Here is a 16,564-nt window from a genome sequence, read left to right as displayed (position 1 = left end):
CTGAGGCTGCTAGCTGAAACTGTCCAACTTTTCGGGGGCAGTCCAATGTTTTGTACATGCCTCCAAATCATCCACTGCTTGAGAATCCGCTTTTGGCCCACCCCGCCCAACGCCGCTGGTACCTGCCAGTCTTCACCGTCGCCGCCCTGGTGCTGCTGCCGTTGAGCGTCCTGCTGTTGTCCTGGCAAAGCATCGACACCCAAATCTGGTCCCACCTGTGGGACACCCAGATGCCGCGTCTGCTGGGCAATACCTTGACTCTGGTGCTGGGCGTCGGGGTTGGCGTAACGGTGCTGGGCGTCAGCCTGGCCTGGCTGACCAGCCTTTGTGAATTCCCCGGCCGGCGCTGGCTGGACTGGGCGCTGATGTTGCCGTTTGCAATTCCCGCCTATGTGCTGGCGTTTGTCTTCGTCGGCCTGCTGGACTTCTCGGGGCCAGTGCAGACCCTGATGCGCGAGTGGTTCGGCACGGGCCTGCGCCTACCGCGCGTGCGCTCCACCAGTGGCGTGATCATCGTGCTGGTGCTGGTGTTCTATCCCTACGTCTACCTGCTGGCGCGCACCGCCTTTCTGGCGCAGGGCAAGGGGTTGATGGAAGCGGCGCGGGTGCTGGGGCAATCGCCGTGGCAGGCGTTCTGGCGAGTGGCCTTGCCCATGGCGCGACCGGCCATCGGCGCTGGCGTGGCCTTGGCACTGATGGAAACCCTGGCGGACTTCGGTGCGGTGTCGGTCTTTAACTTCGACACCTTCACCACCGCGATCTACAAGACCTGGTACGGATTTTTCAGCCTGTCCAGCGCCGCGCAACTGGCGAGTCTGTTGCTGTTGGTGGTGATGCTGGTGCTCTACGGCGAGCGCCGTGCCCGTGGTGCCAGCCGTCCCAGCAATGAACGGCCGCGCGGCAAGGCGCTGTATCACCTGCGTGGGTTCAAGGCGGCTGCGGCGAGTGGCTGGTGCGGGTTGGTATTTGCCTGCGCCTTTGTCATCCCCATGATCCAATTGGTGGCGTGGTTCTGGCAGCGCGGTCGTTTTGATCTCGATGAGCGCTACGCTGGGCTGATCGTGCATACCCTCTACCTGGGGGGCATGGCCGCGCTGATTACCGTCAGCGTGGCGCTGCTGCTGGCGTTCGCCAACCGTCTGGCGCCGACCCGGGCCATTCGCTCCGGGATCAGCCTGGGTAACCTGGGCTACGCCTTGCCGGGTTCGGTGCTGGCGGTGTCGATCATGTTGGCGTTCAGCTATCTGGACCGTGAACTGGTAATCCCTGTTTCCGGCTGGCTGGGGGGCGCTGGCAAGCCGTTGTTGCTGGGCAGCCTGTCGGCACTGGTGATGGCCTATCTGGTGCGCTTCCTGGCCGTGGCCTATGGCCCGCTGGAAAACAGCCTGGCGCGTATTCGCCCGTCCCTGCCGGAAGCGGCGCGTAGTCTTGGGGTCAGTGGGCCACGACTGTTTTGCAAAGTGTATCTGCCACTTTTGCTGCCAGGCACTTTGAGCGCAGCCCTGCTGGTGTTCGTCGACGTGCTCAAGGAAATGCCCGCGACCTTGCTGATGCGCCCATTCGGCTGGGATACGTTGGCGGTACGCATCTTTGAGATGACCAGCGAAGGCGAGTGGGCGCGCGCCTCCTTGCCCGCTCTGACCCTGGTATTGGTCGGCCTGTTGCCGGTCATCGGCTTGATTCGACGTTCTGCCCGACGAATCGGTTAGGTGCCAGTCCTACGGCTTGAGGCTACAATGCGCGGCATTCGGTGCGGTCCATCTTTCAGATCGGATGGCTGAACGTGGCTGCAAGCCTTGTATTTCAAGGTGTGTAGCCCGAACGGCGACCGTCCGCACCTTCGCCACGCCCGGAAGGAGAAACCCATGGGACAGCGTACGCCTCTGTATGACCTGCATCTCGCCCTAGGCGCGAAAATGGTCGATTTTGGCGGTTGGGATATGCCTTTGCATTACGGCTCGCAAGTCGAGGAGCACCATCAGGTGCGCCGTGACTGTGGGGTGTTTGATGTTTCCCATATGACCGTGATCGACATCTCGGGCCACCAGGCCAAGGAGTGGCTGCAATTGCTGCTGGCCAATGATGTCGATCGTTTGCATGGCTGTGGCCATGCGTTGTACAGCGCCATGCTCAACGAGCAGGGCGGGGTGGTGGACGACATGATCGTCTACCGTGCCGACGACGGTTACCGGCTGGTGGTCAATGCGGCCACCCGCGACCAGGACCTCGCCTGGATGCAGGCCCAGCTGGGCAGCTATCAGGTACACATGCGCGAGCGTCCGGACCTGGCCATGCTGGCTATCCAGGGCCCTCAGGCCCGGCACAAGATTGCCGAACTGGTCACCCAGTCACGCGGCGTCTTGATCCACCAGCTCAAGCCTTTCGAGGGCCGTGCCGACGGCGACTGGTTTATCGCCCGTACCGGTTATACCGGTGAAGATGGCCTGGAGATCGTCCTGCCTGCCGACCAGGCCCCGGCGTTCTTCAATGACCTGGTAGGCGCGGGTATCTCGCCCATTGGCCTTGGCGCGCGTGACACATTGCGTCTGGAGGCCGGAATGAACCTCTACGGCCAGGATATTCACCTGGGCGTTTCACCGTTGGCCGCCAATATGGCCTGGAGCATTGCCTGGGAACCCGCCAGTCGCAACTTCATTGGCCGCGCCGCCCTGGAAGCCGAGCGCGCGGCTGGCGTGCAGCTCAAACTGGTGGGCCTGGTGCTGGAAGAACGTGGGGTTTTACGCGCTCATCAAGTGGTTCGCATCGCTGATGTTGGCGAAGGAGAGATCACCAGTGGTAGTTTCTCTCCTACGCTGAGCAAATCCATTGCGCTGGCGCGTGTACCGATGGCCACCGCTGACCGTGCGGAAGTAGAGATTCGCGGTAAGTGGTACCCGGTGCGAGTGGTCAAGCCGACCTTCGTGCGCCATGGCAAGACCTTGATCTAACCTTTTCCGGCGGGCCAATGGCCGCTGACATTTCTTTTTGAGGACACAGACTATGAGCGATATCCCTGCCGCACTGCGTTTTGCCGAAAGCCACGAATGGGCACGCCTGGAAGCCGACGGCAGCGTGACCGTCGGGATCTCCGACCATGCCCAGGAAGCATTGGGTGATGTGGTTTTCGTTGAGTTGGCTGAAGTGGGCAAGGTGTTCGCCGCCGGCGACGCGGCGGGCGTAGTGGAGTCGGTGAAGGCTGCTTCGGATATTTATTCGCCAGTGTCGGGTGAAGTGATTGCGGTCAACGATGAATTGGCCGATGCCCCTGAGTCGCTCAATGAAAAGCCCTACGAGGCCTGGATCTTCAAGCTCAAGCCAAGCAACCCTGCCGAGCTGGAAAAGCTGCTGGATGCTGCCGGCTACAAGGCGGCCATTGGCGAATAAGCCTACGCACAACCCATTGTGGGAGCGAGCAAACCCGCTCCCACATTGATTGGGTTTAACCCGTCTGCAGTACTGTTTTCACCGCCGCGACAGCACGCTCCACATCCGCCTTGCTCATCGCCGTAAACATCGGCAACGAGACAATCAAACGCCCGACTTTTTCTGCTACCGGGAACATGCCTTCCTTGAACCCTTGTGCCCGATACAAACTCAGCAGGTGGATCGGCGGGTAGTGGTAGCCAATGCCTACACCCTGGGCCTGCATCTGCTCCATGAACGTGGCACGGGCCGGGAGGCCATCCTGACGCTCGGGCAGTACCAGTTGGAACAGGTGCCAATTGCTGTTTTCAAAGTCCGCAGGCGGTAGTTGCGCGCCGTACGTTGTCTCGAAATCGCTGCCAAAACACTCGAAATAATGCCGGGCCAGGGCCTGGCGATGGGCGGTGACCTGTTCGATCTGGGCAAACTGGCCCAGCCCGATTGCGGCGGCGATGTCAGTCATATTGAACTTGCCGCCCAGTACATCCACGTCCAGGCCATCGAAGCCGCTGCGAGTAACGCCTTGCAGCCGGTACTTTTCCGCCAGGCGCGCTTCTTCGGCGTTGTTCAGCACCAGGCAGCCGCCTTCGGAACAGGTGATGTTCTTGTTCGCCTGGAAACTGAACGAGACAAGATCCCCGGTGGCGCCAATCCGCTGGCCATCCCAACTGGAGCCCAGCGCCTGGGCGGCATCCTCGACGATACGCAACCCGTATTTGTTGGCTAAGGCGTAGAGCATCGGCATATCCAGCGGCAGGCCCGCCAGGTACACCGGAATGATCGCCTTGGTGCGCGGCGTGATGGCTGCTTCCACCTGAGCCAGGTCGATATTGCGGGTGACCGGATCGATATCGGCAAACACCGGTGTGGCGCCCACCTCCAGAATCACATTGGCCGTCGCCACCCAGGAGATCGGCGTGGTGATCACTTCATCCCCCGGCCCGACGCCGGCGATACGCAGGGCAATCTCCATGGTGCAGGTGCCGGAGTTGAAGGTGCGTACCGGCCGGCCGCCAAAGTACTCCGATAATTGCGCTTCGAACGCCTGCACCTTCGGCCCGCTGGTGATCCAGCCAGAGCGCAACACATCACCGACCGCCGCGATGGTGGCTTCATCAATGACCGGTTTTGAAAACGGCAGGAAAGGCAGTTGGCTCATGATGTCGAAGATACTCGCTTGAGAAAAACCAAGAATAAAAACTCAAATCAACCCCGGCATCGTCGCACGAGGGAACTGAATATAGCCTGTCGCCTGTGAACGTATCGTCGAAAAACAGGCAAAAAAAAGCCGCTCTAAAGCGGCTTTTTCATGCGCCGGATTTACTCGGCAGCCACAGCGTTTTTCGCCAGGATGGCGTTGGCCAACTCCATATCAGTGGCTTTCAGGCCTGGGTTGTCTGCACGCACTTTCTGCATGGCGGCTTCCAGGTATGGGCCACGGATACCGCCATCACTGGCGACGAAACTGCCGGCATCGTCCTGGGCGGCGACGACCAGCTTGTGGTCCTTGAAGGTCAGGTACGTGGAGCCTGTGGTAGCGCCCGACGAGATGACGTTACGCCAGAAGCTGTCGGCCATCGCTGAACCAACAGGAAGGGACAGCACGGCGAGGGTGGCGACAGCATATTTGAGACGCATGATGGGTGACTCCGACTGGGTTAACTGAACAGTTTGATTGTAGATAACCCAGCCTAGTTCCGTGGATGACTAAACAGTTTCGACCCGTAAAATCACACCGTCCTGGCCAACCACCCGGACTTGAGCGCCTACTGGCGAATCCTGCCCGGTGACCATCCACACGCCGTCACCGACCTTGATCTTACCCCGACCATCGATAATGGCTTGATGCACCATAAAGGTGCGACCAATCAGCTCCGAACCACGCATGTTCAGGCCCGGTTGGTCGCTGGCCTTGGCGCTGCTGCGCTGGCGTTTCCACCAGTACACCGCCGTCAGTATCGACAGCACGGCAAACAGCAGCAGTTGCAGCTCCAACCCAAGCCCCGGCATCAGGAACTTGAGCACGCCAACCGCTGCTGCCGCGATGCCCATCCACAGCAGATAACCGCCGGCACCAAACACTTCGAGAATCAACAGCACCGTGCCCAGCGCCAGCCAATCCCAGAACGACAGGTGTTGCAGGAACTCCCACATGGTGCGGGCCTCAGGCTTTCTTGTTGTCGAAGGTGGCCTTGACGATTTCGCCGATGCCGCCCACTGCGCCGATGACCTGGCTGGCTTCCAGCGGCATCAGGATCACCTTGCTGTTGTTGGCCGAGGCCAGCTTGCCCAGTGCATCGATGTATTTCTGTGCGACAAAGTAGTTGATGGCTTGCACGTTACCGGTGGCAATCGCTTGCGACACCACTTGGGTGGCGCGGGCTTCTGCCTCGGCCTGACGTTCACGGGCTTCGGATTCGAGGAACGCCGCCTGACGACCCCCTTCAGCCTCCAGGATTTGCGCCTGTTTCTTACCTTCGGCGGTCAGGATGGCGGACGCTCGCAGGCCTTCAGCCTCAAGAATCTGTGCGCGCTTGATCCGCTCGGCTTTCATCTGGCCCGACATGGCGGCCATCAGGTCGGCAGGCGGGCTGATGTCCTTGATCTCGATCCGGGTGATCTTGATGCCCCACGGCGCGGTGGCTTCGTCGACCGTGCGCAACAGCTTCTCGTTGATACCGTCGCGCTGGCTGAGCATGGCGTCCAGTTCCATGGAACCGAGCACCGTACGGATATTGGTTTGCAGCAGGTTGCGGATCGCATGTTCGAGGTTGTTGACCTCGTAGGCCGCCTGGGCGGTGTTCACCACCTGGAAGAAACACACCGCGTCGATCTGTACCGTGGCGTTGTCGGCGGTGATCACTTCCTGGGGCGGAATATCCAGCACGCTTTCCATCACGTTGATCTTGCGCCCGATGCGGTCCATCACCGGAATGATGATATTCAGGCCAGGCTTGAGCGTGTTGGTGTAGCGGCCGAAACGCTCCACCGTCCATTGGTAGCCCTGGGGTACGACCTTGAAGCCCATGAACAGGATGGCGATGGCCAAGCCGACGAAGAGGAGAAGCACGGTTCCGATCTGCATAACGATTCCTTGTCTGGTGGTGGTGACGCGAGGTCTGTCGATTGTAACGGGGTTGTCGTAGATAAGAACGGTTTACTCGTTCAACACTACAGTGCCGGCGTGACCCGCAACACTTCTTCCAGGGTGGTCACCCCGCCGGCAACCTTGTGAGCGCCCGCCAACCGCAGGTTGCACATGCCGTCCTTGAGGGCTTCGCGACGCAATGCCTGCAGATCGGTATCGACGCAGACCAAGGCCCTGGCGCCGTCATTCATCAGCATGACCTCGTAGATCCCGATGCGTCCGCGATAGCCACTGTCCCGGCAATCCGCGCAGCCTTTGGCCTGGAACGCGCCGACAGGTGTCGGTAGCGCCCATGGCCGCGTGGCACTGTTCCAATCGTCCTCGTTCAACGTCACCGGGCTTTTGCAGTGCGGGCACAACCTGCGCGCCAGGCGCTGGGCCATGACCCCCAGTAATGTGGCCTTGATCAAGTAATGGGGAATGCCCAGCTCCAGCAGGCGGCTGACCGCGCTGGGAGCGTCGTTGGTGTGCAGGGTCGATAGCACCAGATGGCCGGTCAATGCCGCCTGGATTGCCATTTCGGCGGTTTCCAGGTCACGGATCTCACCGATCATGATGATGTCCGGGTCCTGGCGCATCAGCGCGCGGACGCCGCTGGCAAAGGTCAGGTCGATATTGTGCTGGACCTGCATCTGGTTGAAGGCCGGCTCGACCATCTCGATAGGGTCTTCCACCGTACACAGGTTGACCGTGCGGTTCGCCAGTTGCCGCAGGGTGGTATAGAGGGTGCTGGTCTTGCCTGACCCCGTGGGACCTGTGACCAGGATGATGCCGTTGGCCTGACGGGTCATATGCTGCCAGCGCTGCAGGTCATCGGCCGAAAGCCCCAACTGCTGAAAGTCCTGGAGCAGCACCTGGGGATCGAAAATCCGCATCACCAGTTTCTCGCCGAAGGCCGTGGGCAGGGTCGAAAGACGCAGCTCCACTTCGATATCCGTGGGTGTCTTGGTCTTGATCCGGCCATCCTGGGGTTTGCGCTTCTCGGCGACATTCATCCGCCCGAGGCTTTTCAGGCGGCTGACCACGGCGGTCGTGACCTGTGGCGGAAACTGATAGACATCGTGCAGCAACCCATCGATGCGCAAGCGCATGCGGCCCTGGTCGCCGCCGGGCTCGATATGGATATCGCTGGCGCGCTGGCCGAAGGCAAATTGCAGCAGCCAGTCGACAATGTTGACGATGTGCGCGTCGTTGGCATCGGGCTCCTGGTCGCCAGCGCCAAGGTTGAGCAACTGCTCGACAGGGGACGCCATGGGGTTGGTCTGGTCGGCCCCGCTGACCGACCTGGCTAGCCGGAAGAACTCCTGGGTACAACGGCGGATCACCTGGGGGTTGGCCACCACGCGCTTGATCGAACGCTTCAAGACATGACCCAGGCCCGTTTCCCACTCACGCAGGTACGGTTCGGCACAGGCCACCGTCACGCTGTCGCGATCGAGGGCGACCGCCAGGATGCTGTGCCGCTGGGCGAAGGCGTGGGACATCAGTGGCACCACGCTCGCCACATCGATTTTCAGTGGGTCGATGCGCAGATAGGGCTGTTCGACGTGAATGGCGAGCCATTGTGTCAGTGCTTCCAGAGACAGCGACATGCCCGGCCGCGCAGGGTCGGGCAGTGACTGGTCGGCGAGAAACTCCAGCGGATGCAAGTCGTTGGTCGGGGTGCGCCGCAAGCGTTCGGCAAGGGCTTCGTCGAGCAGGCCGTGGGCGGTGAGGGCGGGCAGCAGTTCGTCGAGGCAGAGCCTGCGATCCTGAAGTTCTGGCACTGCGGGCATGGCGGTTTCCTGGGCGATTTCAAGCAGTAGCGCCAAGGCTAGTCCCACCCTGATTGCTGTCGCCCAGTGGGTTATTACCGGTTTTTACTGAGCCGCCGCCGATACCGCTTGCAGCCTTGTGGATTCAACAGGTTGCAGCTCCAGCGAGCACACGCTGATCAGGTTACGAAGTTTTTCACCGATCACCTGGGCGCGGTGCCAGCTCAGGCCGTCCATCACCACCTCGACGTTCAGCAGGTCTTCGTCGCGGGTCACGTTTACCTGTTGCGGCACCAGGAACTGCAAGGCGAAGTAATTGAGGATCCGGCACAGCACATCGGGTTCAGCCTCGGCGAGGATCTGGTAGTGCACCTGGCAATGGCTGTTGCTGACTGCCCAGGCATCGTGGCGGGTCGCGGGGCTGGTGGGGACTGAATGCATGGCCGTTCTCCAAATCTGACTGGAGAAATTTTTACATGGCGTGTCGGGTATTTCTTATCTATGTTTGAGCGATATGCCTTATAAATGACTTATACGATTCGTAGGTAATGGTTTGTAAGGTATTTTTATGCACAGTGAGTTGGATGTCTACGACCGCCGGATCCTGGCGTTGCTCCAGGAAGACGCGTCGCTCTCCAGCGCGCAGATTGCCGAACAAGTCGGGCTATCGCAGTCGCCCTGCTGGCGGCGGATCCAGCGGCTCAAGGAAGAGGGGGTGATTCGCGCGCAGGTGACGTTGCTCGACCGTAAGAAGATCGGCCTCAACACGCAGATCTTTGCCGAGGTCAAACTCAACGCCCACGGGCGGTCCAACTTCACGGAGTTCACTGAGGCGATTCGTGGATTCCCGGAAGTACTGGAGTGTTATGTGCTGATGGGGGCGGTGGATTTTCTGTTGCGCATTGTCACCTCGGATATCGAGGCGTATGAGCGTTTCTTCTTCGAGAAACTGTCGATGGTGCCGGGGATACAGGAGGTCAACTCGATTGTGGCGCTGTCGGAGATCAAGTCCACTACCAGTCTGCCAGTGTTGCGGTGAGAGTGCGGACGTCATCGCCGGCAAGCCCTAATGCCAGTCAGTTAAGGCTTTTTTGTAGGCGCGAGCTTGCTCGCGAAGAACGTGAGAGCGCCGCGTTTACCTAGCAAACACGCGTTATCGTTGACGTCCTTCGCGAGCAAGCTCGCTCCTACACGCGATAGCAATCTTACAGACGCAGCAAAGTCTTCCAGGCCCGGTTCTGGTACACCGCAATCACCTGATGCATCCGCGCATCCAGCGACTCATCAGTGATCGGCAGGTTGGCCAGCGCGGCCAACTTGTTCAGCTCACCGTACAAACGATCCAGCTCCGCAATTTCCAGCAGGTGGCGGGCATGGTGCAGCCACGCCTGCAGGCGCTCGATGCGCGGCAGTTGCTCGGCGAGGTCTTCCGGCTGTTGTTGGTAGCGCGGCAGGCGCAGGGCGACGGCTTCGTCGGCCAGCAGGCGCGGCAGCCAGTTGGCGACCTGGGCGGCGCCCTGGCGGTTGCCGCGCACGTTGCGGTCCAGGGTCCAGGTGCGGGCCAGCAGCCAGCGCGAAGTGTTCAGTGAGAACAGGCCCCAGCGCACGTCGTCCAATTCTTCGATGAACTGCTCTGGCGCGGCCTTGCGCACGTCTTCATCGTCTTCACCGGCCTGGACCAGTGGGCGCCAGTCTTCCAGCAGGGCGTCGAGGGCACTGCGCAGTTCGCTGGTGGATTGACGTGGCGCGGCCTGGCCGAGGCTGCCGATCAGGGCGCGCATTTCGGCGAGGTTTTCCACCCAGTCTTGCAGCAGGCGCCAGTGGCCGTTGAAACGGTACTGCTCGGCCAGGCGCTGGCTGCTGCCCAGCAGATGCCACATCAGCGCGGCGAAAACGTCATCCAGAGGCATTTCCGGTTGCAGTTGTGGGGCAGGCAGGCTCAGGGAGTAGCTGCTGGCGTCGAACAGGCGGTAGCCGCGTTCGGCCTTGCTGATATCGCACGGCATCAGCGCCAGGGTCTGGGCCAACTCGGCAGCCAGTTCCAGCAGGGCGGCGGGTTCGCCTTCGCGCAGTTCCAGTTCCAGCTCGCAGATTTCTTCCTTCTGCTTGCCGGCGATCACGTGGCCCAGGTCCAGGGCTGCTTCGATCACTACTTTGGCTTTGCCACGGCCCCAGGCGATCTCGGCACGCTCACGGACGAAATCGGTGGTGAAGATCGGCTTGAGGGTCTTTTTGTCCAGTTCAGCCAACTGCTCGGGCCAGCATTCTCCGTCGAGTTTTTTCACGTCGAGCTTGGCCTTGGGCAGTTCCCAGTTGTACTCGTTACGTTCCGACAAACCGGCGACGCTCTGGCCACGGGTCTTGAGGGTCTGGATCACGTCGTCGCCGTCCTTGCGCAGGCGCAGGGCAACCTTGGCCTGGGCCAGGTCGCGCTCGGGGGTGTCGAAGTACTGGTTCATCAACTCACGGCGTTCCCAGCCACTTTTATTGCGTTTTTTCAGGAGCGGGTGCTCGCGCAGCGCGGCGAGGGTCTCGCGGCTGACGCGAAGCTTGATTTCGGTTTCTTTTTGCATGGCCGGAACATCCAGGATCGGGAGTGCAGCCGGGGGAAAAGGTGGCTGCCAAGGTCGTGCAGTGTACAGGACTGAGCCCGGCAACGTGCCGCAACGGGTTTATTGTGTAACGCAGATGGTTCTATGATGGGTTTCATCTGTGGAAGTTGAGAGACCGCGCATGCCTTTACCGTCCATGAAAGAACAATTTGCCGCACTGATTGCCGCGCCATCGGTCAGTTGCACCCAAGCGTCTCTCGACCAGACCAACCGCCCGGTGATCGACCTGCTCGCAAGCTGGTTGGGCGACCTGGGTTTCGCCTGCGATATCCAGCAGGTCAGCCCCGGCAAATTCAATCTATTGGCCAGCTTCGGCAGCGGCCCCGGTGGCCTGGTACTGGCGGGGCATAGCGATACCGTGCCTTACGATGAGGCGCTGTGGCAGACCGATCCTTTGAAGTTGACGGAAGTGGATGGCCGTTGGGTAGGACTGGGTAGCTGCGACATGAAGGGTTTTTTCGCCCTGGCTATCGAAGCGGTCCTGCCGCTGCTGGACCAACCGTTCAAGCAACCGCTGTTGATCCTCGCGACCTGTGATGAAGAAAGCTCCATGGCCGGCGCTCGCGCCCTGGCTGCGGCGGGCCGCCCCCTGGGGCGCGCGGCGGTAATTGGCGAGCCCACGGGCCTCAAGCCGATCCGCCTGCACAAGGGGGTGATGATGGAGCGCATCGATATCCTCGGGCGCAGCGGTCATTCGTCGGACCCGAGCCTGGGCCACAGCGCCCTTGAAGCCATGCATGACGCCATGGGCGAACTGCGCGGCCTGCGCCTGGCCTGGCAACGGGAATACCGCAACCCACAATTCACGGTGCCCCAGCCGACCTTGAATTTTGGCTGTATCCACGGCGGCGATAACCCCAACCGGATTTGCGGCCAGTGCTCCCTGGAGTTCGACCTGCGGCCCTTGCCCGGCATGGACCCCCAGGTGTTGCGCGACGCGATCCGCCTGAAACTGCAGCCCATCGCCGAACGCCATCAAGTAAAGATCGACTACGCGCCGCTGTTCCCCGAAGTGCCACCCTTCGAGCAGCCTGAAGACGCCGAACTGGTGCGTGTCGCGGAACATTTGACCGGCCATCGTGCCGAAGCAGTAGCGTTCGGTACTGAAGCGCCTTATCTTCAGCGCCTTGGTTGCGAAACCCTGGTGCTCGGCCCTGGGGACATTGCCTGCGCCCACCAACCGGGCGAGTACCTTGAAATGTCACGCTTGACGCCTACAGTGCGTCTATTGCGGGAACTGATTGAACATTACTGTCTCAAGCCTGCATAAATTAACCCCATTGCACCCCGTACATAGAAGGAGAGCGAGCGTGTCGCCAAGCCTGTTCCGACGATAACCATCAGCCCGCTGTGCGTTTAGCGATTCATCCTTTTTTGGCTGCTTTTTATTACAGGCCCAGGTTTTATGCCCGAATACGTCAATTGGCTTCGTCACGCTTCGCCCTACATCAATGCCCACCGTGACTGCACCTTTGTGGTCATGCTGCCGGGCGATGGTGTGGATCACCCGAACTTCGGCAATATCGTCCACGACCTGGTGCTGCTGCACAGCCTCGGCGTGCGCCTGGTGCTGGTGCATGGCTCGCGCCCGCAAATCGAAACCCGCCTCGCTGCCCGCGGCCTGACCCCGCATTACCACGATGGGATGCGCATCACCGATGCAGCGACCCTGGAGTGTGTGATCGACGCAGTGGGCCACCTGCGCATCGCCATTGAAGCGCGTTTGTCCATGGACATGGCGTCCTCGCCGATGCAGGGCTCGCGCCTGCGGGTGGCCAGTGGCAACCTGGTGACCGCGCGGCCGATCGGTGTGCTCGACGGCATCGACTACCACCACACCGGCGAAGTGCGCCGGGTCGACCGCAAGGGCATCAACCGTCTGCTGGATGAGCGCTCCATCGTCGTCCTGTCGCCACTGGGCTATTCGCCGACCGGGGAGATTTTCAACCTGGCCTGTGAAGACGTGGCCACCCGCGCCGCCATCGACCTGGGCGCCGACAAGCTGCTGCTGTTTGGCGCCGACCTGGGCCTGATCGACGAAAATGGCCGGTTGGTGCGCGAACTGCGCCCGCAACAAGTGCCGGCGCACCTGCAACGCCTGGGCAACAACTACCAGGCCGAACTGCTCGATGCGGCGGCCGAGGCCTGTCGTGGGGGCGTGGGGCGCAGCCATATCGTCAGTTATGTCGAGGACGGTGCGCTCTTGACCGAACTGTTTACCCGGGACGGCGGCGGTACGCTGGTGGCCCAGGAACAGTTCGAACTGGTGCGCGAGGCGGCGATTGAAGACGTCGGCGGCTTGCTGGACCTGATCAGCCCGCTGGAAGAGCAGGGGATCCTGGTGCGTCGTTCACGGGAAGTGCTGGAGCGGGAAATCGAGCAGTTCAGCGTGGTGGAGCGCGAAGGCATGATCATCGCGTGTGCCGCGTTGTACCCGATTGCCGATTCCGACGCGGGTGAGCTGGCGTGCCTGGCGGTCAATCCGGAATATCGCCATGGCGGTCGCGGTGATGAGCTGCTGGAGCGCATCGAAACCCGTGCCCGCACCCAAGGCTTGAAGACGCTGTTCGTGCTGACGACCCGCACCGCCCACTGGTTCCGCGAGCGCGGGTTTGTGCCGAGCAGCGTGGATCGCCTACCGTCGGCACGGGCGTCGCTGTACAACTTCCAGCGTAATTCGAAGATCTTCGAGAAGACCTTATAAACACGGTATTCGGTACACCCAATACCTAAATGTGGGAGCGAGCAAGCCCGCTCCCACATTTTTTGTCCGTGTTTATTCCTGGATAAATTTGTCTGTCACAAACGCCGAATAGTCCGGCAGCACAGTTTCCACCTTGCCTTGTTCCTTCAGGAATTTGGCGGTCTCCCCAATGGCCTTGGCCGTTGCGCCATTAAGCAAGGCGTCGGTTTGCTGCGCCCGGGCATCGGGGAAGGTGCTGCCTTCCAGCAGTTCAGGGATATCTGCGGCGTTTGCGCCGGTCAGCCTGGCGATCTTCTGCACCGGCGACGAATCCACCGTCCACTTGGCTTTATTGGCTGCGTAGTCGGCAAACGAGTCCAGGGTGACCTTGGCAAACTTGGCCACGATCTCTGGATGCTTCTCGGCAAAATCCTTGCGTGCTACCCACACCTCAAACGTCGGCGCGCCCCATTGGCCCACCTGAGCCGCGTCGGTCAGGGTCTTGCCGGTCTTGCGGATTTCCCCCAGGGCGGGTGACCAGACAAATGCACCGTCGATATCCCCGCGTTTCCAGGCTGCGGCAATTTCGCCTGGTTGCAGGTTCACCACTTTGACCTGCTTTGTGTCCAGGCCCCAGTGTTTCAAGGCCGCGAGCAGGCTGTAGTGGGATGTGGAGACAAACGGCGTGGCGATGGTTTTGCCGATCAGGTCCTTGGGTGCGTCAATATGGCTGCCGTTACGCACTACCAAAGCTTCAGAACTATTGATCTGGGCCGATACGATGAACGCTACGATGGGTAGGTTACGGGATGCGGCGGCCGCCAACGGGCTGGAGCCGAGGTTGCCGATCTGCACATCGCCGGAGGCAATCGCGGTGACCACCTCCGGGCCGCTGTTGAAGCGGCGCCAGTCGATTTTCTCGCCAATGGCCTGCTCATAAAGGCCGTCGGCCTGGGGCACTTTGCTCGGATCGATACCGGTTTGATAGCCGACGGTGAGGTTGGCCGCCTGCACCCCAAAAGAAATTGTAAGGGATAGTAAAACTGTAACAAATTGACTAGAGGATGCGCGTTTGGCCATGATGGCGTCGCCTTTTTGATCGTGAGTGACGTGTGCAGGATTCTGTTCACACTAAACGATCTAAAAAATGGCTAACAAATACCCTTTAGGAATTAGCTTATGGAACGATACCCCACTGCGGGCTGGTCGCCCCATGGAAAGTGTTATTCCTGAATAGTATGAAAAAGGACGAAATAATTCTTTTTGGGTGTATGAAAAACTCATTACCCTGCAGGGACCAAATCAACTGCGATTAGACGAAGGTAGTAGACACACAAGGTTACGATTGACTTGTCAGTCACGATCTGGCGCTAATCGCGCATCTGTGGATCGAGGGCGTCAGACCCGAGACCAAAGAACTACAAAAATTAGAAACGAGAGGAGCGGTACATGAAGAAGTCCACATTGGCGTTCGCCGTCGCGGCTGGGGTTTTGGCTCAGCAAGCTGGCGCCGCTGGTTTTGTTGAAGACAGCAAGGCCACACTGGGTCTGCGTAACTTTTACATCAACTCCGACAACCGTGAAGGCGCCGGCGCGAACAAGAACGAAGAGTGGGGCCAAGGCTTCGATCTGCGTTTCACCTCTGGTTACACACAGGGTACTGTTGGCTTCGGTGTTGATGCTATCGGCCTGTTGGGGATCCGCCTGGATTCGGGCGGCGGCACCAACGGCAACAGTGGCTCCGCTTACGGTGGCACTATCTTCCCAAGCGAGTCCAACGGCAAAGCTGTTGACAACTATTCGAGCCTGGGTCTGACAGCCAAAGCCAAGATCTCCCAAACCGAGCTGAAACTGGGGACTTTGCAACCCAAGCTGCCGGTTATCGTCACCAACGATGGTCGTCTGCTGCCGCAGACTTTCCAAGGTGGTCAGATCACCACTAACGAAATCACAGACTTGACGCTGGTTGGCGGTCAGATCGAAAAAGCCAAGGGCCGTAACTCCAGCAACAACGAAAACCTGTCCATCTCCGGCGCGAACAGCCGTGGTGTCAACTGGCGCGACAGCAACAAATTCATCTACGCCGGTGGTGACTACAAGCTCACGAAGGACCTGACTGCCCAGTACTACTACGGCAACCTGGAAGATTTCTACAAGCAACACTTCCTGGGCCTGACCCACAACTGGGCCATCGGTCCAGGCGTACTGAAGTCTGACCTGCGCTACTTCAACAGTTCCGATGATGGTAACAACGGTAACCAGTCTGCCTACTTCTCGTCGGGCAACTACAGCGGTGTCAACTCCGGTCGCGGCAAGGTTGATAACAACCTCTATAGCGGCTTGTTCTTGTACTCCGTTGCCGGCCACACCTTCGGTGGTGGTTATCAGGTCAGCAATGGCAGCAGCGACTTCCCTTGGTTGAACCAGGGTGACGGTTCGTCGGCTTACCTGACTACCGACATGCAAATCCAGAAGTTCGCCCGCGCTGGCGAACGTACTTGGCAGGCTCGCTACTCCTACGATTTCGCCAAGGTGGGCCTGGCTGGCTTGACCGCTGGTGTGATCTACCTGAAGGGTGACGATATCGACACCGTTTCGAGCACTCGTGGCGAGTTCACCGGCCAATCCGAGTGGGAGCGTGACATCACTGTTGCATACGTAGTGCAAGAAGGTCCGCTGAAAAACCTCGGCGTGACCTGGAAAAATGCCATGTGGCGCAGCGACATCGCAAGCACCCGTAACCAGGACGAAAACCGTCTGATCCTGAGCTACTCGCTGCCGCTGTTGTAAGACACGGTAAAAACCTTGCCCGGCGCAATGCCGGGCAAGGTGCTATTGCTTTCAAGTCGGGCTCAACCCCCGCAAGCCCTTCCTGAACCCCTCTGTTTACAGCGTCTCAAGGCCTTCTCGAACCTTGGGCAGCATGTTGGCCTGCACCTTTCTG

General features: G+C 60.1%; 15 protein-coding genes. 7 read left to right on the top strand and 8 right to left on the bottom strand.

Features of this window, described 5'->3' with window-relative positions:
* The first annotated feature begins 92 nt into the window (after positions 1-92).
* The 3 genes from H097_RS08555 (at position 93) to gcvH (ending at position 3,384) form a co-directional block, all read left to right on the top strand.
* The gene (locus H097_RS08555; RefSeq protein ID WP_032858948.1) at positions 93-1,709 is read left to right on the top strand and encodes an iron ABC transporter permease; all 1,617 of its coding nucleotides are present in this window, start codon (positions 93-95) and stop codon (positions 1,707-1,709) included.
* Between the two features lie 156 nt (positions 1,710-1,865).
* Positions 1,866-2,948: a glycine cleavage system aminomethyltransferase GcvT gene (gcvT, locus tag H097_RS08550; RefSeq protein ID WP_032858947.1), complete on the top strand. Its 1,083-nt coding sequence runs from the start codon at positions 1,866-1,868 to the stop codon at positions 2,946-2,948.
* 52 nt (positions 2,949-3,000) lie between these two features.
* Complete coding sequence (gcvH, locus tag H097_RS08545) at positions 3,001-3,384, top strand: glycine cleavage system protein GcvH (RefSeq protein ID WP_032858946.1); 384 nt, start codon at positions 3,001-3,003, stop codon at positions 3,382-3,384.
* A 55-nt stretch (positions 3,385-3,439) separates the two neighbouring features.
* Here gcvH and H097_RS08540 read toward each other — a convergent pair whose 3' ends face one another.
* From H097_RS08540 to H097_RS08515, 6 genes are all read right to left on the bottom strand, one after another.
* Complete coding sequence (locus H097_RS08540) at positions 3,440-4,582, bottom strand: DegT/DnrJ/EryC1/StrS aminotransferase family protein (protein ID WP_032858944.1); 1,143 nt, start codon at positions 4,580-4,582, stop codon at positions 3,440-3,442.
* Between the two features lie 161 nt (positions 4,583-4,743).
* Positions 4,744-5,061, bottom strand: a complete 318-nt coding sequence (locus tag H097_RS08535) for a DUF2388 domain-containing protein (RefSeq protein ID WP_029289499.1) — start codon at positions 5,059-5,061, stop codon at positions 4,744-4,746.
* A gap of 69 nt (positions 5,062-5,130) precedes the next feature.
* The gene (locus H097_RS08530; protein ID WP_032858942.1) at positions 5,131-5,577 is read right to left on the bottom strand and encodes an NfeD family protein; all 447 of its coding nucleotides are present in this window, start codon (positions 5,575-5,577) and stop codon (positions 5,131-5,133) included.
* A 10-nt stretch (positions 5,578-5,587) separates the two neighbouring features.
* A complete protein-coding gene (locus H097_RS08525; RefSeq protein WP_032858941.1) occupies positions 5,588-6,508 on the bottom strand; it encodes an SPFH domain-containing protein in 921 nt (306 codons plus the stop codon).
* Between the two features lie 86 nt (positions 6,509-6,594).
* The gene (locus H097_RS08520; protein ID WP_032858938.1) at positions 6,595-8,346 is read right to left on the bottom strand and encodes a GspE/PulE family protein; all 1,752 of its coding nucleotides are present in this window, start codon (positions 8,344-8,346) and stop codon (positions 6,595-6,597) included.
* An 84-nt stretch (positions 8,347-8,430) separates the two neighbouring features.
* The gene (locus tag H097_RS08515; RefSeq protein ID WP_032858936.1) at positions 8,431-8,766 is read right to left on the bottom strand and encodes a hypothetical protein; all 336 of its coding nucleotides are present in this window, start codon (positions 8,764-8,766) and stop codon (positions 8,431-8,433) included.
* Positions 8,767-8,893: 127 nt separating this feature from the next.
* On the opposite strand from H097_RS08515, the gene H097_RS08510 reads away from it, so the two are divergent.
* Positions 8,894-9,364 (top strand): Lrp/AsnC family transcriptional regulator, encoded by a 471-nt coding sequence (locus H097_RS08510; RefSeq protein ID WP_029289490.1) that lies wholly within the window; start codon positions 8,894-8,896, stop codon positions 9,362-9,364.
* Between the two features lie 166 nt (positions 9,365-9,530).
* Here H097_RS08510 and H097_RS08505 read toward each other — a convergent pair whose 3' ends face one another.
* Positions 9,531-10,898, bottom strand: coding sequence for a CYTH domain-containing protein (locus tag H097_RS08505; RefSeq protein WP_032858934.1), 1,368 nt, complete (start codon positions 10,896-10,898; stop codon positions 9,531-9,533).
* A gap of 160 nt (positions 10,899-11,058) precedes the next feature.
* Between H097_RS08505 and argE the strand changes: the two genes are divergently transcribed.
* Together argE and argA are read left to right on the top strand one after the other, a co-directional pair.
* Positions 11,059-12,207: an acetylornithine deacetylase gene (gene argE, locus H097_RS08500; protein WP_032858931.1), complete on the top strand. Its 1,149-nt coding sequence runs from the start codon at positions 11,059-11,061 to the stop codon at positions 12,205-12,207.
* A gap of 135 nt (positions 12,208-12,342) precedes the next feature.
* A complete protein-coding gene (argA, locus tag H097_RS08495) occupies positions 12,343-13,641 on the top strand; it encodes an amino-acid N-acetyltransferase (RefSeq protein ID WP_032858930.1) in 1,299 nt (432 codons plus the stop codon).
* Between the two features lie 72 nt (positions 13,642-13,713).
* On the opposite strand, the gene tauA is transcribed toward argA, so the two are convergent.
* Positions 13,714-14,700, bottom strand: coding sequence for a taurine ABC transporter substrate-binding protein (gene tauA, locus H097_RS08490; RefSeq protein ID WP_032858927.1), 987 nt, complete (start codon positions 14,698-14,700; stop codon positions 13,714-13,716).
* 369 nt (positions 14,701-15,069) lie between these two features.
* Between tauA and H097_RS08485 the strand changes: the two genes are divergently transcribed.
* Positions 15,070-16,410 carry an OprD family porin gene (locus H097_RS08485; RefSeq protein ID WP_032858924.1) on the top strand — a complete coding sequence of 447 codons (1,341 nt, stop codon included), beginning with the start codon at positions 15,070-15,072 and terminating at the stop codon, positions 16,408-16,410.
* Positions 16,411-16,564 lie beyond the last annotated feature (154 nt).

The sequence above is a fragment of the Pseudomonas sp. FH4 genome (genome assembly GCF_000510915.2).
Taxonomy (GTDB): Bacteria; Pseudomonadota; Gammaproteobacteria; order Pseudomonadales; family Pseudomonadaceae; genus Aquipseudomonas; species Aquipseudomonas brenneri.
Note: the sequence above shows the minus strand (reverse complement) of the source record. Positions and strands in the feature narration are given on the sequence as shown.